Here is a 16,596-nt window from a genome sequence, read left to right as displayed (position 1 = left end):
TCAGATTGCCCCGAGCCTCCGCATTCGCATTTCCCCGGTCGAGAACCAGCTCCTGATCCAGGAACGACAGCACAAGCCGCGCGAGACTTGCCGGCACTCACCATCTCCGATCGTCGACTGATCTCCGTAGATCACGCACAGCGAGCCCAGGTCAGACGGTGGTCGACGGAGCCGGGGAATGCCTCTGGTGCCTGACGTAAAAAGCGTACTGCCGCGCTTTCCTTAGAAGCCGACAGGGGGCATGGCGTGCGTTTCGAATACGTGACAAACGCGTGACTCGCGCCGATCCCCCAAGGTGTCACTATCCGAGAACACACGCCAAGGCTGGGCGCTTATCGCTTCAGTCAGGTCTTTCCCCCGTGCTCCGTGTGGCAGACCTTTGTCGACGAGCTGGAGGTGCACACTTTTACGGAGACCGCCTTGCCTTCGTCGTAGCTCAGGTCCCGGTCGCCCGCGCCCTCGAACCTCGCTGTTCCCGAGCCTGCCACGGTCAGGTAGGCCACCACGCTGTTGGGGTCGCTGCCGTGGTGGTCTTCGAGCTCCAACCTCTCGTCGTATGCCCGGAAATACGCCCGCACCCACTCGCTGCCCTTGTGGCACTCGGCCCATACATCTCGGCCGCCCTTGTCATCGGTCGATTCGCCGGAACCGCTGAGGCTGGTGCAGTTCCATGCGCTCACCGACTGCGCCGCCGCCGGCGAGGCCGTCGACAGGAGCGGCCCGATCATCGCGACAGCTGCCAGCGCGACAGCCGTTGATCTCGGCAGATTCATGAGCTGAATTCCCCCTGTGATGCCGTTGTGTTTTCATGGCTACGGTAGTGTGCGTCGATTTATCTTTGCTTTCGATCCGGTTGAGCGCATTACACGGGCCGGCGGCTCCCCGGTTCAGGAGAAGAAGGGTTTGATCAGAGCGGCCGCGCGGACCACCGCGGCGAGGGCATCGGGATCGTTGGTGCGGTGGTAGACGTCCAGGGCCGTGTCGGCGAGCTTGATCACGTGCTCATCCCCGTGCCGGACGGCGAGTTCGAACACCTCCTCCGCCGATCCGGGGACAACAGGCAGATCCCGGCGGGGCGCGGGTTCGCCCGGGGCGTAGGCGGCGGTCACCGCGGCGCCTGCCGCCCACGCCGCGTTGAGGCTGGCGCCCCATACACCGGCAGGCAACGCGGGTAGAGCCCGTAGCACGGCTGTCGGCGCCGTCGCGGTGTGGACCAGCATGATGGGATTGCCGTGCGCGTGAGCGGCGTAACGCAGGGTCGCCGCGTCCGCGAGCCCGGTGAGGTGCGCACGAGCTTGCTCGGCGTCGGCGGCCGGTTTGAGCGCGGCGAGCGAAGAGCCCCACTCGGTGATGTCAGCCAGCTGTTCGAGGCGATGGTTGATGCCCTTGCTCTGGTCCGGCACGCGGTGGATCCCGGCGAAGGCGCGCTCCGGCCCGGCGGTGCCGGACGGCGCGTCGACGCCCGCGATGGCCTGCCAGCGCGCTGCCCAGTAACCGAGTGCCTGGCCCAGTTCGGCAAGACGCCTCTCGTCCTGCTGCCGCAACAACGCATGGATCGCATGCCCCGTGCGAATCACCCCGTGGGTGGCTCCGGCCGCGATACCGGGCAGCAATCGCGGCCACCAGGTTTCCAGTACGGCACGCCACGGCTGCCCCCTCAGCTCCCTGTCGAAGTACGTCAGCCAGTCGCCGAGACGGTTCGGGTCGCCGAGCGCGTCGCGCCAATCCTCGGCGCCGATCGGCGAGATGCCGCGTGGAAGCTCGTCCAGGCGGCCGACGTATGTGTCGAGCCAACGGTGCACTTCACGGCTGTATCCGTGTCTGACCATGGATTCGACCGCCATCGGACCGTGGTTGGACAGCCATCCGTCGAACTCGGGGCCCGTCCTGTGCAGCCGCCCGTACGCTTCTTCCAACGTCCCGGTGTCATTCATGACAGTGGACGCTAGTGGCGATCGCCGACACGCACCTCGGTCCCGCGAACGAGAGACCCTACAGCCTTGGACCTAGGCATGTGTCCTCTGACCTTTTCGCGTGCCGGAGCCAGAGCACGCTCAGCTCTGCTGGGTCATTCCGCAACGGGCGCCCCGCATGACCTGACCGCGGCCCGCGTCGCCGGCCTGATCGAAGCGCTGACCGCCACAGGGGTGAAGACCTGGAAGATCCTGGCCCGGTTGCGTCGCTGCCCGCTCCGCCATGACCGTGCAGGTGTTCTTCGTCCTGCCTAATCAGCGGCGAAGTGATCCACCGTCCGCGACCAAATCGGGCTGGCTCTGTAGGTGAAACGGGGAGCCAGATGTCAGTCAGTGGCTCTGTGCCGCCCGAGAGGGCCGGGGTCGTGTTGGTGAATTCGGGAGCCACCTGAGGAATAACGGTGGGAGCATCGATGCGTTACTCCGCGTGAGGAGACGCTGGTGATGCACCCGAAGTCCAAGGCTGAGGTTTTCGGGGCGATTCGCCGGGATTCTCGGGATGGCCTCTCGGGTCGTCAGATCGCGATCAAGTACCGGGTGAGCCGGAACACGGTGGCTGCGGCCTTGCGGCAGCCGTGGCCGGAACCGAGGAAGCAGATGGCACCGCGAGGCGAGTCGGCTGGATGCGTTTAAGCCGTTGATCGACGACATGCTGCGGGCGGATTTGGACGCTCCGCGCAAGCAGCGGCACACGGCCAAACGGATCTTCACGCGCCTGGTGGATGAGCACCAGGCGGCCGAGGTGTCGTATCAGATGGTTCGCGCCTATGTCGCCCAGCGGCGGGCCGCGATCCGCCGGAGGCGTTCATCCCGCAGTCACATCTGCCGGGAGTGGAAGCAGAGGTCGACTTCGGGGACGTGACGGTCCGGATCGGGGACGGTACGGTTTTCGGCTCTGGCCCACTTTCGGTGGTGACGGACCGTGATACTTCGTGTCGGTTCATGGTTATCGCGGCGTGCTGTGTCAGCGTGACGCCGGTGTGACGTAAAGGATCTTGCAGGTTCGGTGTTTCCACAGCTGGCCGACCTGGTCATTGGCAGCGTTCAAGCCGAGGTCGGAGCTGGGGCCGGGGTGATCGTGGTGAAGGTCGCCTCTAGGTCCTGTATCGAAATCGGTCAGAGCCATTCGTTGATGGCAGCGATGAGGATCGTGGCTGGGGGCGGAGACGTCGGTCGCATCGCCGGACCGCCGTACGGTGAAGGAGTGACCATCGTGCCTGTTCATCAGAGGTCGGCGGCTCTAGCGCCGTTCGTGGCGACACTGAGCGCCTACGAGCTCGGCCCGGGTTCGGTCGGCGTTCATCGCGGGCTGCCCTCGTCCACGATGTCGATCACGATTCCGGAGACGGACTCGTTGGAGATCGCGTGGCTCGCGCGGCCCGGCTCACGGAAACGGTTCCGGGCCGTCGTCGCCGGGCTTCACCTGGACGCGGCCGAGTTGAGGCAGGAGGGCGGCACGCGCGGTGTGTGGCTGACACTCAGCCCGCTGGGTGCCGGTGCGCTGCTGGGGATCCCGGCGTCGGCGCTGTCCGGGCACGTCGCTGAGCTCGCCGACGTGGCCCCGCCGATGGCGTACCTGCCGGAGCAACTGGCGGCCTGCCGGTCATGGCCGCAACGTCGGGCCCTCGTCGAAGGCGCCTTGATCGCCGGACTGGCCCGGCACGAGGTGAACACCGGCGGCCAGGAACTGCGGGCCACGTTGGCGGCACTGTCCGGGACCTCCCGGGTGCAGGAGGCGGCTCGGTTTCTGGGGTGCTCCCGGCGTCACTTGAGCGGTACGGTTCGCACCGCGTTGGGGGTGACGCCGAAGGAGTACCAGCGGCTCCTTAGGTTCGAGGCCGCACGTGGCAGGCTCGTGGCCGCCGCCCGTACCGGGACGGTCAGCCTGGCGGCAGTGGCAGCTGCGTCGGGATTCGCCGACCAGGCGCACTTCACCCGGGAATGGCGGGCCATGGCCGACTGTACGCCGACGGAGTGGCTATATGCCGAGGGACTGGCCGCGTAGGGTCCATCGCGAGGCCACCAGGCCAAGGGGTGCGTCCAGATGACGGCGGACGTATGGGGCGTTCCCAAATCTTCAAGACCCCTGGCTCCGTCCGACCCGACGATGGGCCCATGACGCCTGATATTCATCTTTCTCCCCGTCTCGTCGTGCCCGACCCGGAGCGTGCGTCGGCGTTCTACCAGGTCACCCTTGGCGCTGAGCTGGTGTTCAGTGCTCCCCGGAATGAAGACGGCCGACCCAGCGTCGTTGATCATCGCCTCGGCGGGTCGTCCTTCCGGGTCTCGCCGGCCGTCTCATCGTGGGGATGGCTGTCACCCGACGATCTCGGGGGATCCGCGGTTCTCCTCGAGGCCGAGGTCGACGATCCGGACACGGTCGGCGAACGCATGATCGCCCACGGCGCCGAGGTGGTCGTGCCGATCGAGAACCGGCCATACGGTAAGCGCTCGGGCCGCATCCGTGACCCGTTCGGCCATTTGTGGATCATCACGGGTGAGCTACGTTGAGCTGGCAGTCCGTTGCGGGTGGTGGGACAGGCCCTGATGGGCTCCGGGACGTCCTAGATCGACAAATGAGTGTGGTCTCCGGTAGGTGGTTGGTCGACCAAGACAAACCTGAATACCGGAGACCTCGTGGCCACCCTAGCGGTGACGAGACGGTTCGACCCGACCCGATGAGCAGTGGGCGGTGCTGGAGCCGTTGCTACCTGCGCCCAAGCGGCCGGGACGGCCATCGCTGTTCGGCAAGCGGCAGTTGATCGACGGGATCCGCTGGCAGGTGCGAGTCGGCGCCCCGTGGCGCTACGTGCCCGCCTGCCACGGATCCTGGTCGGCGGTCTATGCGCTGTTTCGACGGTTGCAGCGCAACGGGACCTGGCAGCGGATCTTGACCGCGTTGCAGGCGATGGCCGATGCGGCCGGGCACATCACCGGAACGTCAGCGTGGATTCCACCATCACCCGCGCGCACCAGCACGCCGCCGGTGCGCGTAAAAGAGGGATCTGCAGGCCGAGCCGCCCGGCGGCGAGCGTCTAGAACCGGCCGATCATGCGCTGGGCCGTTCCCGCGGCGGCTGGACCACCAAGCTGCATCTGGCCTGCGAGCAGGGTCAAAAGCGACCCGGCCCGGCCGCCGGGTGTCGCAATCGGACGCGCTCGCGCTGCCGGGGGCCACCTGACCTCTGCTTGAGAGATGGCCCTGTGAGGTTGGCCGGGGCGTGCGCCGCGCTGTCAGAGGCCCAGCGTCGCGAGGCGGCGGGACGGGCGGTGCCGTCGCCAGGCGGCGACCAGGAAGGCGATCAGCCCGAGCACGGGCAGCGTGCACAACGTCCAGCTCAGTGCCAGCGGCGGGCCGGGCTGCTCCAGCACGGTGACATCGGCGAGCGTGGCCGTGCCCTGGCCTTGCGGGCCGTTCACAGTGAAGGTGAAGCTCCACGGCCCGGCCGTGGGCAGGGCGTGGATGTCCAGGCCCCAGACGTCCCGTTTGCGTGGGTGGCGGGACAGCGGGCTCGTCCTGCGCATCCCTTGCTTCATGCCGGGGCCGGTCATGCTGAGGGTGCCGGACTTGCCGGTCAGCCCTCCGTCGGGGACGAAGGTGAAGTCCAGCGACTGCATGGCGCGCAGCGGCCAGGTGGAGAAGCCAACGGTCAGGTGGTAGGGGCCGGCCTGCACCCGCTCGGTGTGGACGACCCCGACCGGCGCGTACGCCTGCTCCGGCTCGGGCTCGGCTTGAGCGGCCGGGGAGGCGAGGAGCACGACCGCGCCGACGACGCAGGGCGCGAGGAGCGTTCTGAGACGCATCGGTTCAGCGTCCTTCCTGGTCGAGGGCCGGGGCGGGAGCGTTGAGGTGCAGCAGGACCGCGAAGCGGGCGGCGAGGAACCCGGCCAGCGCGCCAAGTGCCAGCCCGAGGAGCACGTTGGCCACCACCGAGGTCACGGAGGTGGCGGGCCGGCCCATCGGCCCTCCCGCGCGCAGCAGCGACGTCTGCACGAGCATCGACAGGCTCACCACCAGGCCGCCGGCCGCGCCGGTGAGCTGGGGCAGCCAGCGGGCCGGCCAGCCGCGCCCGCGTCCGAGCCGGAGCAGCCCTTCGATCACCAGGGCCGCGGCGAGCAGGAACATCGGGATGCCCGAGGGCAACTGCGGCGGGACGTCCAGGAGGTTGTCGCGCAGCGGCAAGCGCACGTAGTCCGCGTAAACCCGCGCCGCCCACGGCGCGAACCACCAGAGGAACAGCTGCATGAGGCCGAGGACGACCGCGATGGACACGGCCACCCGCGAGCGGCGCAGCGTCATCGCGCCCATCAGGACGAAACAAACGGCGAAGAAGACGCTGCTCGCGAGCTGAGGGCTGACGGGCAGACCCAGCCTGTTGAAGGCGCTCGTGGTGAGGGGAGTGAACATGATCAGCACAGGGATGCTGGTGATGAGCCCGATCTGCCCCCACCGTCGTGCGCGGGCGGCGGCGAAGACGATGACGCTGCCGAGCATGGTCAGGCTGATGGAGATGAACAGGGCGACGTGGGGCGGGGAGTCCAGGACGGCGTCGAAGCCGTACAGGGAGTGCCACCACAGGTCGAGCAGGCCGTACAGCAGGAACAACGCGCCGCCGATCCCGGCGACGAGGTAACCCAGGGGCGCGGTGAACGTGCCGCCGAGAACCCGGACCGGGCTGCCGCCGACCGTGGGATCGGGCGGGTGCCCGGCCCGCTGCGCGGAGGTGGCGCGCAGCACCATCACCAGGCTGGCGACGCCGGCGACGGCGCTTCCTGAGTACAGCAGGAGGTGGGGCAGGGTGAAGAAGGTGTCCGGGCCGACGTCGACGTGCCATTGCACGTCCCAGTTGATGCCGACCAGCGACAACAGGGTGCCGGCCAGCACGGTGTACGCGCCGGCCGGGGCCGCCTGCCGGGACGTGGATGCGGGGACAGGGGCCATCAGGCTCATGCCTTTCGGGGGGATCAACGGGGGACGGTGAGCGGGAAGACGAGCCGGTCGTGGCGGCCGTCGCCGTCGACGGCGACGACGACCTGCCAGCGGCCCGGCATCATCAGCGGAAGGTCCGCCACGTGGTAACGGCCGTCCACGGTCCGCGCAGCGGGGTGGTCCGGTACCGCGTGACCTGCGGTGGGCAGCACCGCAGAGACCGTGACCACCGGTGGGGCCCCGCCGGTCGCCGCCGCGTCGCGCGGCACGAGCCGGACGTCGACAGCCGTGGTGCCGGTGACCGGCGTGGAGACCGTCAGTGTCACCGTCTCGCGGGCGGTGCCGCCGGTGAGCGTCGCCGCACCGGGCGGGGCATCCGAGGCGGGCTGCGCCGTGCCGGACCACGGCGCCCACAGGGCACGCACCGACAACGCGGTGAGCAGGGTTCCCGCCAGGAGCACCGCGGCGACCAGGAACCGCCGGCTCATGGCGTCTTATCCGCGGCGCCGGTGACGTGGAGCAGATACGGGACGGTCAGGATGGTGTTGCCGCGTTCGGCCTGGATCCAGACCCGGTAGTGGCCGGCCGCCGGGAAGGTGTAGACGAAGGAGACGTCGGGGCCGTAGGCGGCCACGGTCTCGTCGGCGGTGCTGTCGCCGTTGACGGAGGTCAGTCCGCTCATCCCGGGCATGCCCGCGTCCATGTCATGGGCGGATGAATGCGTCGCGTGCCCCGTGCCCGCCGGATCGCTCATCTCGTGAGGGCCGTCCGGCAACGCGCCCATGGAGTGGGAGTGGGCCCAGACCTGGGCACCCTGCGTCCCCGTCCCCGCCGCCGCCGTAGGAGAGAGCGGGCCGACGACGATCAGGTGCCCGATCATGCCGAGCCAGGGCTGCAGGGTCGCGGTGTCGCCCACGCGGGCGGTCAGCACGGCCGTCTCGCCCGCCACCAGCGAGGACGCCGTGAGCCGCACCTTTACGCCGGCCACCGTCCGCGGATCGGTGCCCACCTGGAGACCGCCCGGTTCCGTCCGCGCGGGGGCGGCCGATACCGCGTCGATGCCGGTGGCGGAGCGCAGCTGCTGGACGCCGCCGCCCCGGCGGGCGAACTCGGCGGAGAGCGCGTAATGGCCGGCCTCGGGCAGCGACAACGGGACCTCGTACACGCCGGTCCCGGTCCGCACCGGGTGCAGATGCCGCAACCGGCCCGAAGGGCTGACGACCAGCAGATGCAGCAGCGCCCCGTCGTGCACGACGATGTCGTCCAGGGGCAGGCCGGTGGCGGCGTCGGAGAGGGCGAGCCGCAGATCGGCCACCTGTCCCGCTCGGTTGGTGGACGACGACAACAGCAGCGTGCCCGGCGGGCGGGAATAGTTGCTCACCTGCTGCTCCACGTGCGCATAGGGATCGGTGACGCCGTCGATGGTGGCGTCGACCTGCCCGCCCTGGGACGGCGGCAGCGGCAGCCGGGACGACAGCAGCGCGCCGGTGACCGCCACGGCCAGGCAGGCGACCAGGGCGCCGCCCGGCACCAGCGTCCACCAGCCGCGGCGCGCGCGCACGGCGACCAGGACGGCGACCAGGACCAGCAGCCCGGCACCGCTGAACCCCAGGTACACCGCGGTCTCGGGCGGCGAGGTCACCTGCTTCGGCACGACGAAGGGGATCGTCGCGGTCCTCTTCTCGTCGCGCAGCGACAACTCCCACGGCCCGGCCCGGGTGACGTCCAGCACCGCGGAGTAGGTGCCGGGCCGGCTGCCCAAGGTGACCACGGCGGTGTCGACGGTCGTGCCCGACGCCGAGCCGGCGGACGCGGAGGCGGAGACGCCGGTGGGGACCACCGCCAGGTCGAGCCGGCCGGCGGCCGTGCCCGTGTGGGTGATCACGTCCACGTGCAGCGGCCCGGGCACATCGGTGACGCGGCGCAGGATGACGGTCAGCTCCCGATCGCCGAGCGTCTGGGCGACGTGCAGGTCCGCGCCGTCGGCGGAGTCCGCTTCGGCCACCGGGCCCAGGACGAGCAGCAGCGTCACGCCGCTCAGCAGGACGGCGAGCACGGCGCGGAGGCGGCGTGGCGGAGGAGCCGTGCTGTCGTGCCCCGTCATCGTGCGCGCTGCGGTGTCGTTCATCGTGCGGGCAGCCTAGGGATGCCCGCCTGCCGCTGTCGTCACGGTGTCAGGGGATGCGGGTCCCCCGGACGGGGGACTCACCTATGCTGCATGACCAGGCATTATGGGTGATCATGGTGGCCCGCCCACGTAGCCGCGGGCCGTTGCGGCGCAGGACGGAGGGGTGCCGGTGTCCGGCAGCGAAGGGCGTGGCGGGCGCGGGGCAGGGCCGGTCCGCATCCGCGACGTCAGCGGGTCGCTGACCCGCCAGGCGATCATGATCGCCGCGGTCACCCTCGGGGTGGACGTCCTGGCCTTCGCCCTGTTCATGGAATACGATCCCGCTCCGGCGGTGTGGAGTTGGGCCGTGCTGGCGGCGATCGTCGTGGTGGACGCGGCCCTGGCCGGCGCGCCGCGCCTGTCGGGCGTGGTGGCCGTCGCCCAGGCGGCCGTCATGGTGGCGGGCGCGGTCCTGTTCGCCCATGCCGGTCAGGCAGGGCCCGCCGAGCCCAGCCCGGTGCCCCTGCTGAACAGGGCGGGCATGCTCATCTCCGCCTACCGGGTCGGCGCCTGGCTGAACCGGGCGCCGGCGGTGGTGTCCCTGCTCTGCCTGACCGCGGGCGCGGTCATGCGGCCGATCCTCGGCGGGGCGCCCTTCGAGCAGGGACGGTTCCTGCTCAACGTCCTGGGCGATGCCCTGCTGCCCTGGCTCGTCGGGCGTTACACCACCGCGCGCCGCGCCTACATCGCCGAATTGGAGCAGCGCTCCGAGCGGGAACAGGCCGAAGCCCGGCAGGCGATGGCCGCGGCCATCGCCGAAGAGCGCAGCAACATCGCCCGCGACCTGCACGACGTGATCTCGCACCACGTCAGCGCGATCGGCATGCACGCGGGGGTGGCCCGGATGCGGGCCACCACGACGGCCGGCGCTCAGGACCTGACGGCATCGCTGACCGCCGTGGAGACCTCCAGCCGGGCCGCCATGCTCGACCTGCGACGCCTGCTGGATGTCCTGCACGGCAACCCGGCCGAGGAGGACAGCCAGCCCGGGCTGGACAACCTGCCCGAACTGCTCGACACCCTGTGCGCCGTGGGCCTGCGGGCGCGGGTGAGCGTCCACGGCGTTCCGTCCCGGCTGCCGGAGTCACTGGACATCGCCGCCTATCGGGTGGTGCAGGAGACGCTGGCCAACGCCCTGCGGCACGGCGCCGGCGGCGTCGCGGAGGTCGAACTGCGCTACGACCGCGCGGGGCTCACCGTGGCCACCTCCAACCCCCTCGGCGCGAACGCCCCCGCCATCCGCGCCCGGCCGGACTCGCCTCACCGTGGCCTGCAGGGCATCCGCAACCGTGTCACCATGTTCGCGGGGTCGACCAGTTACGGGCCCGCCCCCGACGGCAACACCTGGATCACCACCGTGACCTTCCCCTTGGACCCCTCGTGACCCTGCGCGTCCTGATCGCCGACGACCACGCCATGTTCCGCTCCGGCCTGCGCGCCGTCCTGGACACCCAGGCCGACCTGGTATGCGTGGGGGAGGCTGCCGACGGGCGGAGCGCGGTCAACGAAGTGTCGCGGCTGCGTCCCGACGTGGCGATCATCGACATCCGCATGCCGCGCCTGGACGGCCTGCGCGCCACGGAGGCGATACTCGCCGACCCCGCCAACACCACCAAGGTGATCCTGCTGACCACCTACGACCAGGACACCTACGTCCATCGTGCACTGCGGGCCGGAGCCGGCGGGTTTCTGCTCAAGAGCCTGCCGCCGGAGGAACTGATCGCAGCCATCCGGGTGGCCGCCCGCGGCGACACCCTCATCGACCCGTCGGTCACCCGGCGCCTCAGCGCCCGCCTCGCCGACGGCATCGCCCCGCCCCCCACCCCGACCGGCCTGGATCTTCTCACCACCCGGGAACGTGAGGTGTTGTTGCTGCTGGCCGAGGCCCGCAGCAACGCCGAGATCGCCGACCGCCTCGGCATCGGCGACGAGACCGTCAAGACGCACGTGTCGCGCATCCTCGGCAAACTGCACCTGCGCGACCGGATCCACGCGGTCGCCTACGCCCACCTGCACGGCCTCGTCGGCCAGGCCTCCGCGCGGCCTCCGTCCGCCGGACGCCCGTGCGGCCCAGGCGGGTGAGCAGGTCCGCGCGGGTGGCGGGCAGCAGGTGGTAGCCCGCCAGGTCCAGCTCGTCGACGGCGGCGGCGCGAGTGCCGGCCCGTGCACCTCGGCGACGGCGCGGTGGAGCGCGTGCGCCACCTGCGTGACTAGCGGGTCCAGCCGAGCCATGCCCCGCCTGCTGGGGCATGGCTCTCGTTTTCACCGACACTCCAGGCCCAGTTGGTCACCAAATGGCTCTCAAACTGACTGACATCTGGCTCTCGGATTCACCTACATAGCCATCGGGCGCCGCGGACGGTGTTTTTGCCGCTATGCAAAGGCTGATACACCTACCGAATAGAGCAAATCCCTTGCCCTGTTCCGAGCACATTTTTTGGATGCGCGTTTCAGGGGCAGCGCTCCTTAACGGTGATGGTGACGGGGTCGGACAGAGTCTGCGTCCCGTCCGAAGCCGTCAACTGCGCCGTGTAGACGCCGATCGGCAGCGGCTCGAACTCTGCGGTGACCCAGCCGTTGAGCGTTGTCGAACCGTTGGGCCTGGTGTAGTTCGAGCCGGGGGGAATCGCGTCGGCATGGGTGACGACCGCACCGGGGGGCAGGTCCTCCAGCGTGACGTGAACGGTCGACGACCAGCTGCCGACGATGGCGGCTACGAAGTATGTCCAGTGGGAGTGGGGGTGTTGGATGCAGATTTGATTTTCCCCCCAGAGGTCCCATGTGGCCGCCGACGCGGGTGGGCTGCCGGCCAAGGTGATGGCCAGTCCTGCCGTCAGGCCGAGCGCTGCCCTGGCGGCGCGGTGACTCTTTTTCACGGCTGCCTCCCTTGGTGCTTATGCCTTAAGTTCCCTTACTCGGCAATCATTGATCATTAAAGGACCCTTGACAAGAAAGTTTCTGCATTCTTATGAAATTTTCATAGTGAGAGCGAAAGGGCTCGTTGCGATCTCGGCCAAGAGGGCTGTTGGAGACTGGCAGGGAGCGACTTGAGCAGGCCTTTTCCGCGGCTCGGGTCCACAGCCTTCGAGGGGCCTCGCCGGCACCTCAGTGGCGGGCGTCCCGTCGGCACGGGCTGTTCGCGGGGGATCAGCTGTGCCCCGGCTGCGTTGCCGTACGCCAAAGGCCCTCCGGAATCATCCCGGAGGGCCTTTGACCAGATGCGCGGCCGACAGGAGTCGAACCCGTAACCTTCTGATCCGTAGCAAGGTCGACAACGTCCACGTCCGTACACGAGCAGTCAAAGGTCCAGCTCATCGAGCGAACGGGCGAACGGGAAGCCCATAGTTGTCCAGGGCAGTCCAAGGTCGGTGTTAGCAGCCGCGTTAGCAAGATCATGACGGAGGGTGGTAATACCGGAACGCGATAGCCCATGACGGGCGGCACGTGTGCGTGATCCACTGGTCAGATGGAGAGCGTGGTAACGAGTCTTGTAGCGATCTTGGGGACGCTGTTGGGAGCCACCGCCACATATGTTTTCCAGATAAGGACTGCCAAGCAGGCCCGCCAGTCCGCGCGGGAAGAAGCGACTGTGGCAAGAACGTCTGGCGGCGTACAGCACCTTCGCTGGCGCGCTTACGGACTTCCGGAAGAGCCAGAACGACCGATGGCATAGGCAACAGGAAGACTCCCAGAGCGCGGCGTACGCTACTGCACGAGATGAGTCCTACCGCCAGCGCGCCAACGCGACGGCCGCTCTCTTCAGGCTGCGGCTGGTCACAGCGAACCATGAACTCGATGGGTTGGCATCGTTGGCATTGCGGTTAACCGAGGACATCCACGGCGCTACAGATGAACAAGATCGAACTGACCGAGGTCGGAAGGCCCGCCGAGCCCTTCTCGACTTTGCTCCGGCGGCAGTTGATGTCCAGCAGCTCGACGTGTAGCAATCTCGAACTGCTAGCGGAACCGTTGCCGCCATGAGAGCCTGCTTGCAAACGGGAGCCAGCCGGGAGCTGTGAAGGCATCCTCCCTGATCAAACGTGTGATGGCGGGCGTCAGCACGAGGCTCTGTGCGGCCCTGTTGCTGTAATTCTCTGCTGTACAGCAGTCCGCCTCGTCAGCCGTCCTCCTCATCCGCCCGATGCCAGCGATCCAGTCGAGCCCTGACCGTCCGCTTCAGGCCGAACAATCACCCTGCTCGGCTGGGTCAGGTGCGTGTGGACGATGGCGCGGGTTCGTCACCGTGCGGGGACGTTGCGGTCAGTACTGCTGTCATCTCTGCCATGGCCACCCCGGTGCCGGGGCCCGACGAAGGAGGGCCTCGGCGTCGATCGCCCTACCCCGCATGGCGGGCACCGAAGTCAGCGATCGTCACGGCGTCAGGCGCCAAGCCGCCTTCTTATCCGCAGTCATGGCAAGGCTGTCCATCAACGTGCGTACGCGTCCGGGCCGTGCTCATTGCGCATGTCGGCCTCCCAATCCCTGTCCACTCCCCTCTTGAAGTCGTCCAGGCCCCGGGTTAAATCCGTGTCAGCAAGGTCGACCGATAGCGACCACCTCGCCCGTCGTGGGCAGTTCAGCACCTCAGCCATGGTCACCTGGTGACGTGACTCAACGACCCACGGCGGAGAGGCACGGCGACGATCGGCCCCGCCGCAGAACTGGGGTACCGAAGTCCGCAGTCGCAATGCCGGCACTCCGACTGCAGCCGACGCTGCAGCTGTATCGAACGGATTACAAGCCCGAAGCCTCTGCCGTGGGAGAGGCCCGCCACCTACGCTGATCTCATGATGCAGCGTGGAGACAGCGTTGACCCGCGGATACTCTATAAGATGGCCCCTAAAACCCTTGGTCGAGGCGGATACGCAGAGGTTAGAGGTGCCATCCGCCGAGAAGATGGATTGCGGGTGGCGTTGAAGAGATGTAATTCGACACCCGACGCGCTGGCTCGACTCTATAGAGAGATAAACGCGCAGCGAGATCTAGCTCATCCAAACATCATGCCGGTGTGGGACTTTGACCCTGGCTATCAGTGGTACACAATGCCTCAGGCGGAAGGAACCCTCACCGCGCGCCGCTCACAACTAAGTGAGGACGATTTTGCAAGCCTGCTGGTAGATGTGTCGAGAGCGCTTGATGTAGCACATAATCAGGAGCATATCCATAGAGATTTGTCGCCGAACAACATCCTATTGATAAGTGTCCCTGAGTCACAAAGCCCCAGATGGGTGATATCCGACTGGGGCCTAGTCCTGCGGCCCCCTACCAGCTCATCGCCACCCTTGACCGTAACCGGTCAAGGAGTAGGTACGCCTGGCTTCAGTGCACCCGAGCTGATGGTGGACGCTAAATATCAATCAAGCAAAAAGGTAGATATTTATAGCATCGGGCGGCTAGCCGAGTGGTTTCTCAGCGGCAAGTGGCCTGTCCATGGCATCTACCATCTACCCGATGGAAAGAATCAACACTGGCGCCAGTTCATACGGGCATGCGCAGCGCCACAACCGGAAGATCGGCCGGCCTCATTGAGCGACGTTCGCACGCTTCTGCAGCAAGTCTTCGAAAGTAAGGATCAACCCCCTTCCGACCGAGCCAGGACACTTCTCGCAGGCATCCTGTCGGGGAGCAGAGAGGATTTAAGCGCCCTGGTAACTTTCGCTCTCGGGCACACAGACGATGCCGACATATATCTCGACAGCCTTGCGCTAGTTCCGTCAGCTAAGTTGCACAACTGGACAGTATCGGAGCCTCGACAAGCGTCCATCTTGGCACAGCAGATGGCTTGGCATATCGTCAACAGTTGGGGAGATCGCGACAGCTCCTATGTTGACGCCCCCCTTGGATGCGTTCACGCTATCCTTCAAACGCTGGTCGAGGGGAATGAACTAGGCCATGCTGAAGACGTCGCCCTCCAGTACTTCCTTGCGGATATGCATACCCAGAGCGGGCGGCAACGGGACCGGACACTTGAGTGGCTTGCTGACCTGGATGGAGCGGCAGCTAGGGTCATGCACCGAGTCCTCACACCACGACGCGACCTCGTCACCTACTATAAGCAAGCGCGGACTTGGCAACCACGCAGTGACCTTCTCAGCGCGCTTCTAGTGCAGTGAACGAAAAAATCGACGCGCTCCGTGGCGATGATGACCGCCGCCGTGGTGCAATAGCCTAGTGACGCTACCCAAGATCCACTCTTCCGAGCATGGACCCGCCCTGGACGCTCACCCAGACCCCGTACGGGTCTTGGAGACTCCGTCAGGCCGCGGGCGTAGCCATGGCACCAGCTCTAAGGCCTCATTTGATCGCTGGTTTCGGTATCCTGCCGGGTTTGCCTCTGACTATGCAGCACATCTACTTTCGGCCTTGAACCTGTCCCCCGACTCACTGATCCTTGATCCTTTCGCGGGATCAGGCGTTATAGGCACGGGATGCCAGAGCGCCCATCTCCGCTTTTTTGGAATAGAAGCCCATCCTCTCGTCGCCGAACTCGCCAACCTCAAGCTCAGGCCAGCGCCGGGGCCTCCGACAGAGTTAAGGAACGAGGCCACTCGTATCGCCGACATTGTTCGAACGAAAGCTGTGGCCACAAAAAGGCGAATAGAGAGACTCCAAAGTACAGAAACAGACCTGGTAGTAAGGTCGTTTACAGGGCCAGTCCTGGCCGAGTTGACGGCACTGCGTGACGAAATAAAACAGGGTAGTCGAGTCAAGTGGGAGCCGTATCTCAGATGGGCCCTACTCGCTACTCTTCGAGACGTCGCTGCTGTAAAGGTGGGCTGGCCATATCAACGTCCTGCAGCCGCGAGAAAGCCTATACATTCCGACCCTATCTCGAGGTTTTTGGTAAGAGTTCACTGGATCAGCGAAGATATCGCGATTAGGTCCGATGCGGACGCAGGCCTATCCCGAGTCGTTGCCGGCGACTCGCGAAATCCTGACACGTGGTCACTCGAAGAGCAACTCGGTCAGGGGTGCATCTCGTCACCGCCATACCTGAATAACTTCGATTACGCAGACGCAACACGGTTGGAACTGTACTTCTGGGGTTATGCGTCGAGTTGGGCGGAGATGTGTGCCACTGTTCGAGTTGATATGGTAACCGCAACGACCCAACAGAGCAGCGCTCCTGCTGCACAAGCGGCGGTCCAGCAGCTCCTCCAGGTAGGAACCTTCGGCGACCACCTTACATCGCTAATCGCTGCGCTGAAGGACGAAAGAGCTGCTAGGCCGAGAGGAAAGGAATACGACCAAGTTCTACCAGACTATTTCGCAGCGATGGCTCAGGTGCTGAAGAATTTGGCAGCAGCTCTTGAACCGGACGCTCTAAGCATATGGCTCATCGGAGACAGCGCACCCTATGGTGTCTACGTCGACACGCCCGCGCTCATCGGTAAACTTGCTGAAGAGTACGGCTTCACAGTAGAGAAAGACGTGACCATGCGAAAGCGTGGAGCGCGTTGGGCGCAGAATCAGACTCGTCACAACATCGAGCTGACCGAGCGTGCGATGCTCTTCCGCCGAACCTAG

General features: G+C 66.8%; 14 protein-coding genes and 1 pseudogene. 8 read left to right on the top strand and 7 right to left on the bottom strand.

The genetic code is table 11. The features are described 5' to 3' along the window. Positions 1-344 precede the first annotated feature (344 nt). Both ACTWPV_RS30095 and ACTWPV_RS30090 read right to left on the bottom strand, forming a co-directional pair. Positions 345-773 (bottom strand): hypothetical protein, encoded by a 429-nt coding sequence (locus ACTWPV_RS30095; protein ID WP_443154367.1) that lies wholly within the window; start codon positions 771-773, stop codon positions 345-347. A gap of 114 nt (positions 774-887) precedes the next feature. Further along, complete coding sequence (locus ACTWPV_RS30090) at positions 888-1,934, bottom strand: questin oxidase family protein (RefSeq protein WP_443154366.1); 1,047 nt, start codon at positions 1,932-1,934, stop codon at positions 888-890. 676 nt (positions 1,935-2,610) lie between these two features. Here ACTWPV_RS30090 and ACTWPV_RS30085 point away from each other — a divergent pair. From ACTWPV_RS30085 to ACTWPV_RS30070, 4 genes and pseudogenes are all read left to right on the top strand, one after another. After that, the gene (locus ACTWPV_RS30085; RefSeq protein ID WP_443154365.1) at positions 2,611-2,835 is read left to right on the top strand and encodes a hypothetical protein; all 225 of its coding nucleotides are present in this window, start codon (positions 2,611-2,613) and stop codon (positions 2,833-2,835) included. 342 nt (positions 2,836-3,177) lie between these two features. Further along, positions 3,178-3,978: a helix-turn-helix domain-containing protein gene (locus tag ACTWPV_RS30080; protein WP_443154364.1), complete on the top strand. Its 801-nt coding sequence runs from the start codon at positions 3,178-3,180 to the stop codon at positions 3,976-3,978. A 110-nt stretch (positions 3,979-4,088) separates the two neighbouring features. Continuing rightward, positions 4,089-4,484: a VOC family protein gene (locus ACTWPV_RS30075; protein ID WP_443154363.1), complete on the top strand. Its 396-nt coding sequence runs from the start codon at positions 4,089-4,091 to the stop codon at positions 4,482-4,484. 178 nt (positions 4,485-4,662) lie between these two features. Further along, positions 4,663-5,154 (top strand): annotated as a pseudogene (locus tag ACTWPV_RS30070) (transposase); the annotation flags it as partial. Positions 5,155-5,206: 52 nt separating this feature from the next. Here the strand turns inward: ACTWPV_RS30070 and ACTWPV_RS30065 are convergent. Genes ACTWPV_RS30065 through ACTWPV_RS30050 form a run of 4 tightly spaced genes read right to left on the bottom strand, consistent with a single transcriptional unit; the run spans position 5,207 to position 9,030 of the window. Beyond that, the gene (locus tag ACTWPV_RS30065; protein ID WP_443154362.1) at positions 5,207-5,776 is read right to left on the bottom strand and encodes a hypothetical protein; all 570 of its coding nucleotides are present in this window, start codon (positions 5,774-5,776) and stop codon (positions 5,207-5,209) included. A 4-nt stretch (positions 5,777-5,780) separates the two neighbouring features. Beyond that, a complete protein-coding gene (locus ACTWPV_RS30060) occupies positions 5,781-6,941 on the bottom strand; it encodes a hypothetical protein (RefSeq protein ID WP_347646003.1) in 1,161 nt (386 codons plus the stop codon). Next, positions 6,938-7,390, bottom strand: a complete 453-nt coding sequence (locus ACTWPV_RS30055; RefSeq protein WP_347646004.1) for a hypothetical protein — start codon at positions 7,388-7,390, stop codon at positions 6,938-6,940. Before ACTWPV_RS30055 ends, ACTWPV_RS30060 begins: the two co-directional genes overlap by 4 nt. Next, complete coding sequence (locus ACTWPV_RS30050; protein WP_443154361.1) at positions 7,387-9,030, bottom strand: hypothetical protein; 1,644 nt, start codon at positions 9,028-9,030, stop codon at positions 7,387-7,389. Before ACTWPV_RS30050 ends, ACTWPV_RS30055 begins: the two co-directional genes overlap by 4 nt. Positions 9,031-9,199: 169 nt before the next feature. Here ACTWPV_RS30050 and ACTWPV_RS30045 point away from each other — a divergent pair, with 169 nt between their 5' ends. Beyond that, positions 9,200-10,453, top strand: a complete 1,254-nt coding sequence (locus tag ACTWPV_RS30045; RefSeq protein WP_443154360.1) for a sensor histidine kinase — start codon at positions 9,200-9,202, stop codon at positions 10,451-10,453. Then, the gene (locus ACTWPV_RS30040) at positions 10,450-11,151 is read left to right on the top strand and encodes a response regulator (RefSeq protein WP_443154359.1); all 702 of its coding nucleotides are present in this window, start codon (positions 10,450-10,452) and stop codon (positions 11,149-11,151) included. Before ACTWPV_RS30045 ends, ACTWPV_RS30040 begins: the two co-directional genes overlap by 4 nt. Before the next feature lie 368 nt (positions 11,152-11,519). On the opposite strand, the gene ACTWPV_RS30035 is transcribed toward ACTWPV_RS30040, so the two are convergent. After that, entirely contained in the window at positions 11,520-11,945 is a 426-nt protein-coding gene (locus ACTWPV_RS30035; protein ID WP_443154358.1) for a DUF5980 family protein, read from the bottom strand. 1,911 nt (positions 11,946-13,856) lie between these two features. On the opposite strand from ACTWPV_RS30035, the gene ACTWPV_RS30030 reads away from it, so the two are divergent. Further along, on the top strand, positions 13,857-15,182 hold the full coding sequence (locus ACTWPV_RS30030) for a protein kinase domain-containing protein (protein WP_443154357.1): 1,326 nt from the start codon (positions 13,857-13,859) through the stop codon (positions 15,180-15,182). Positions 15,183-15,432: 250 nt separating this feature from the next. Next, positions 15,433-16,596: a hypothetical protein gene (locus ACTWPV_RS30025; RefSeq protein ID WP_443154356.1), complete on the top strand. Its 1,164-nt coding sequence runs from the start codon at positions 15,433-15,435 to the stop codon at positions 16,594-16,596.

Source organism: Nonomuraea sp. KM88 (assembly GCF_052245635.1).
Lineage (GTDB): Bacteria > Actinomycetota > Actinomycetes > Streptosporangiales > Streptosporangiaceae > Nonomuraea.
The sequence above is the reverse complement of the archived record's forward strand: the minus strand, read 5'-3'. Positions and strand labels throughout refer to the sequence as shown.

What these genes read in the sequence shown, in the direction of transcription:
- ACTWPV_RS30095 (WP_443154367.1), bottom strand. Translation starts at nt 773, where the DNA reads ATGAATCTGCCGAGATCAACGGCTGTCGCGCTGGCAGCTGTCGCGATG.
- ACTWPV_RS30090 (WP_443154366.1), bottom strand. Translation starts at nt 1,934, where the DNA reads ATGAATGACACCGGGACGTTGGAAGAAGCGTACGGGCGGCTGCACAGG.
- ACTWPV_RS30075 (WP_443154363.1), top strand. Translation starts at nt 4,089, where the DNA reads ATGACGCCTGATATTCATCTTTCTCCCCGTCTCGTCGTGCCCGACCCG.
- ACTWPV_RS30065 (WP_443154362.1), bottom strand. Translation starts at nt 5,776, where the DNA reads ATGCGTCTCAGAACGCTCCTCGCGCCCTGCGTCGTCGGCGCGGTCGTG.
- ACTWPV_RS30055 (WP_347646004.1), bottom strand. Translation starts at nt 7,390, where the DNA reads ATGAGCCGGCGGTTCCTGGTCGCCGCGGTGCTCCTGGCGGGAACCCTG.
- ACTWPV_RS30050 (WP_443154361.1), bottom strand. Translation starts at nt 9,030, where the DNA reads ATGAACGACACCGCAGCGCGCACGATGACGGGGCACGACAGCACGGCT.
- ACTWPV_RS30030 (WP_443154357.1), top strand. Translation starts at nt 13,857, where the DNA reads ATGATGCAGCGTGGAGACAGCGTTGACCCGCGGATACTCTATAAGATG.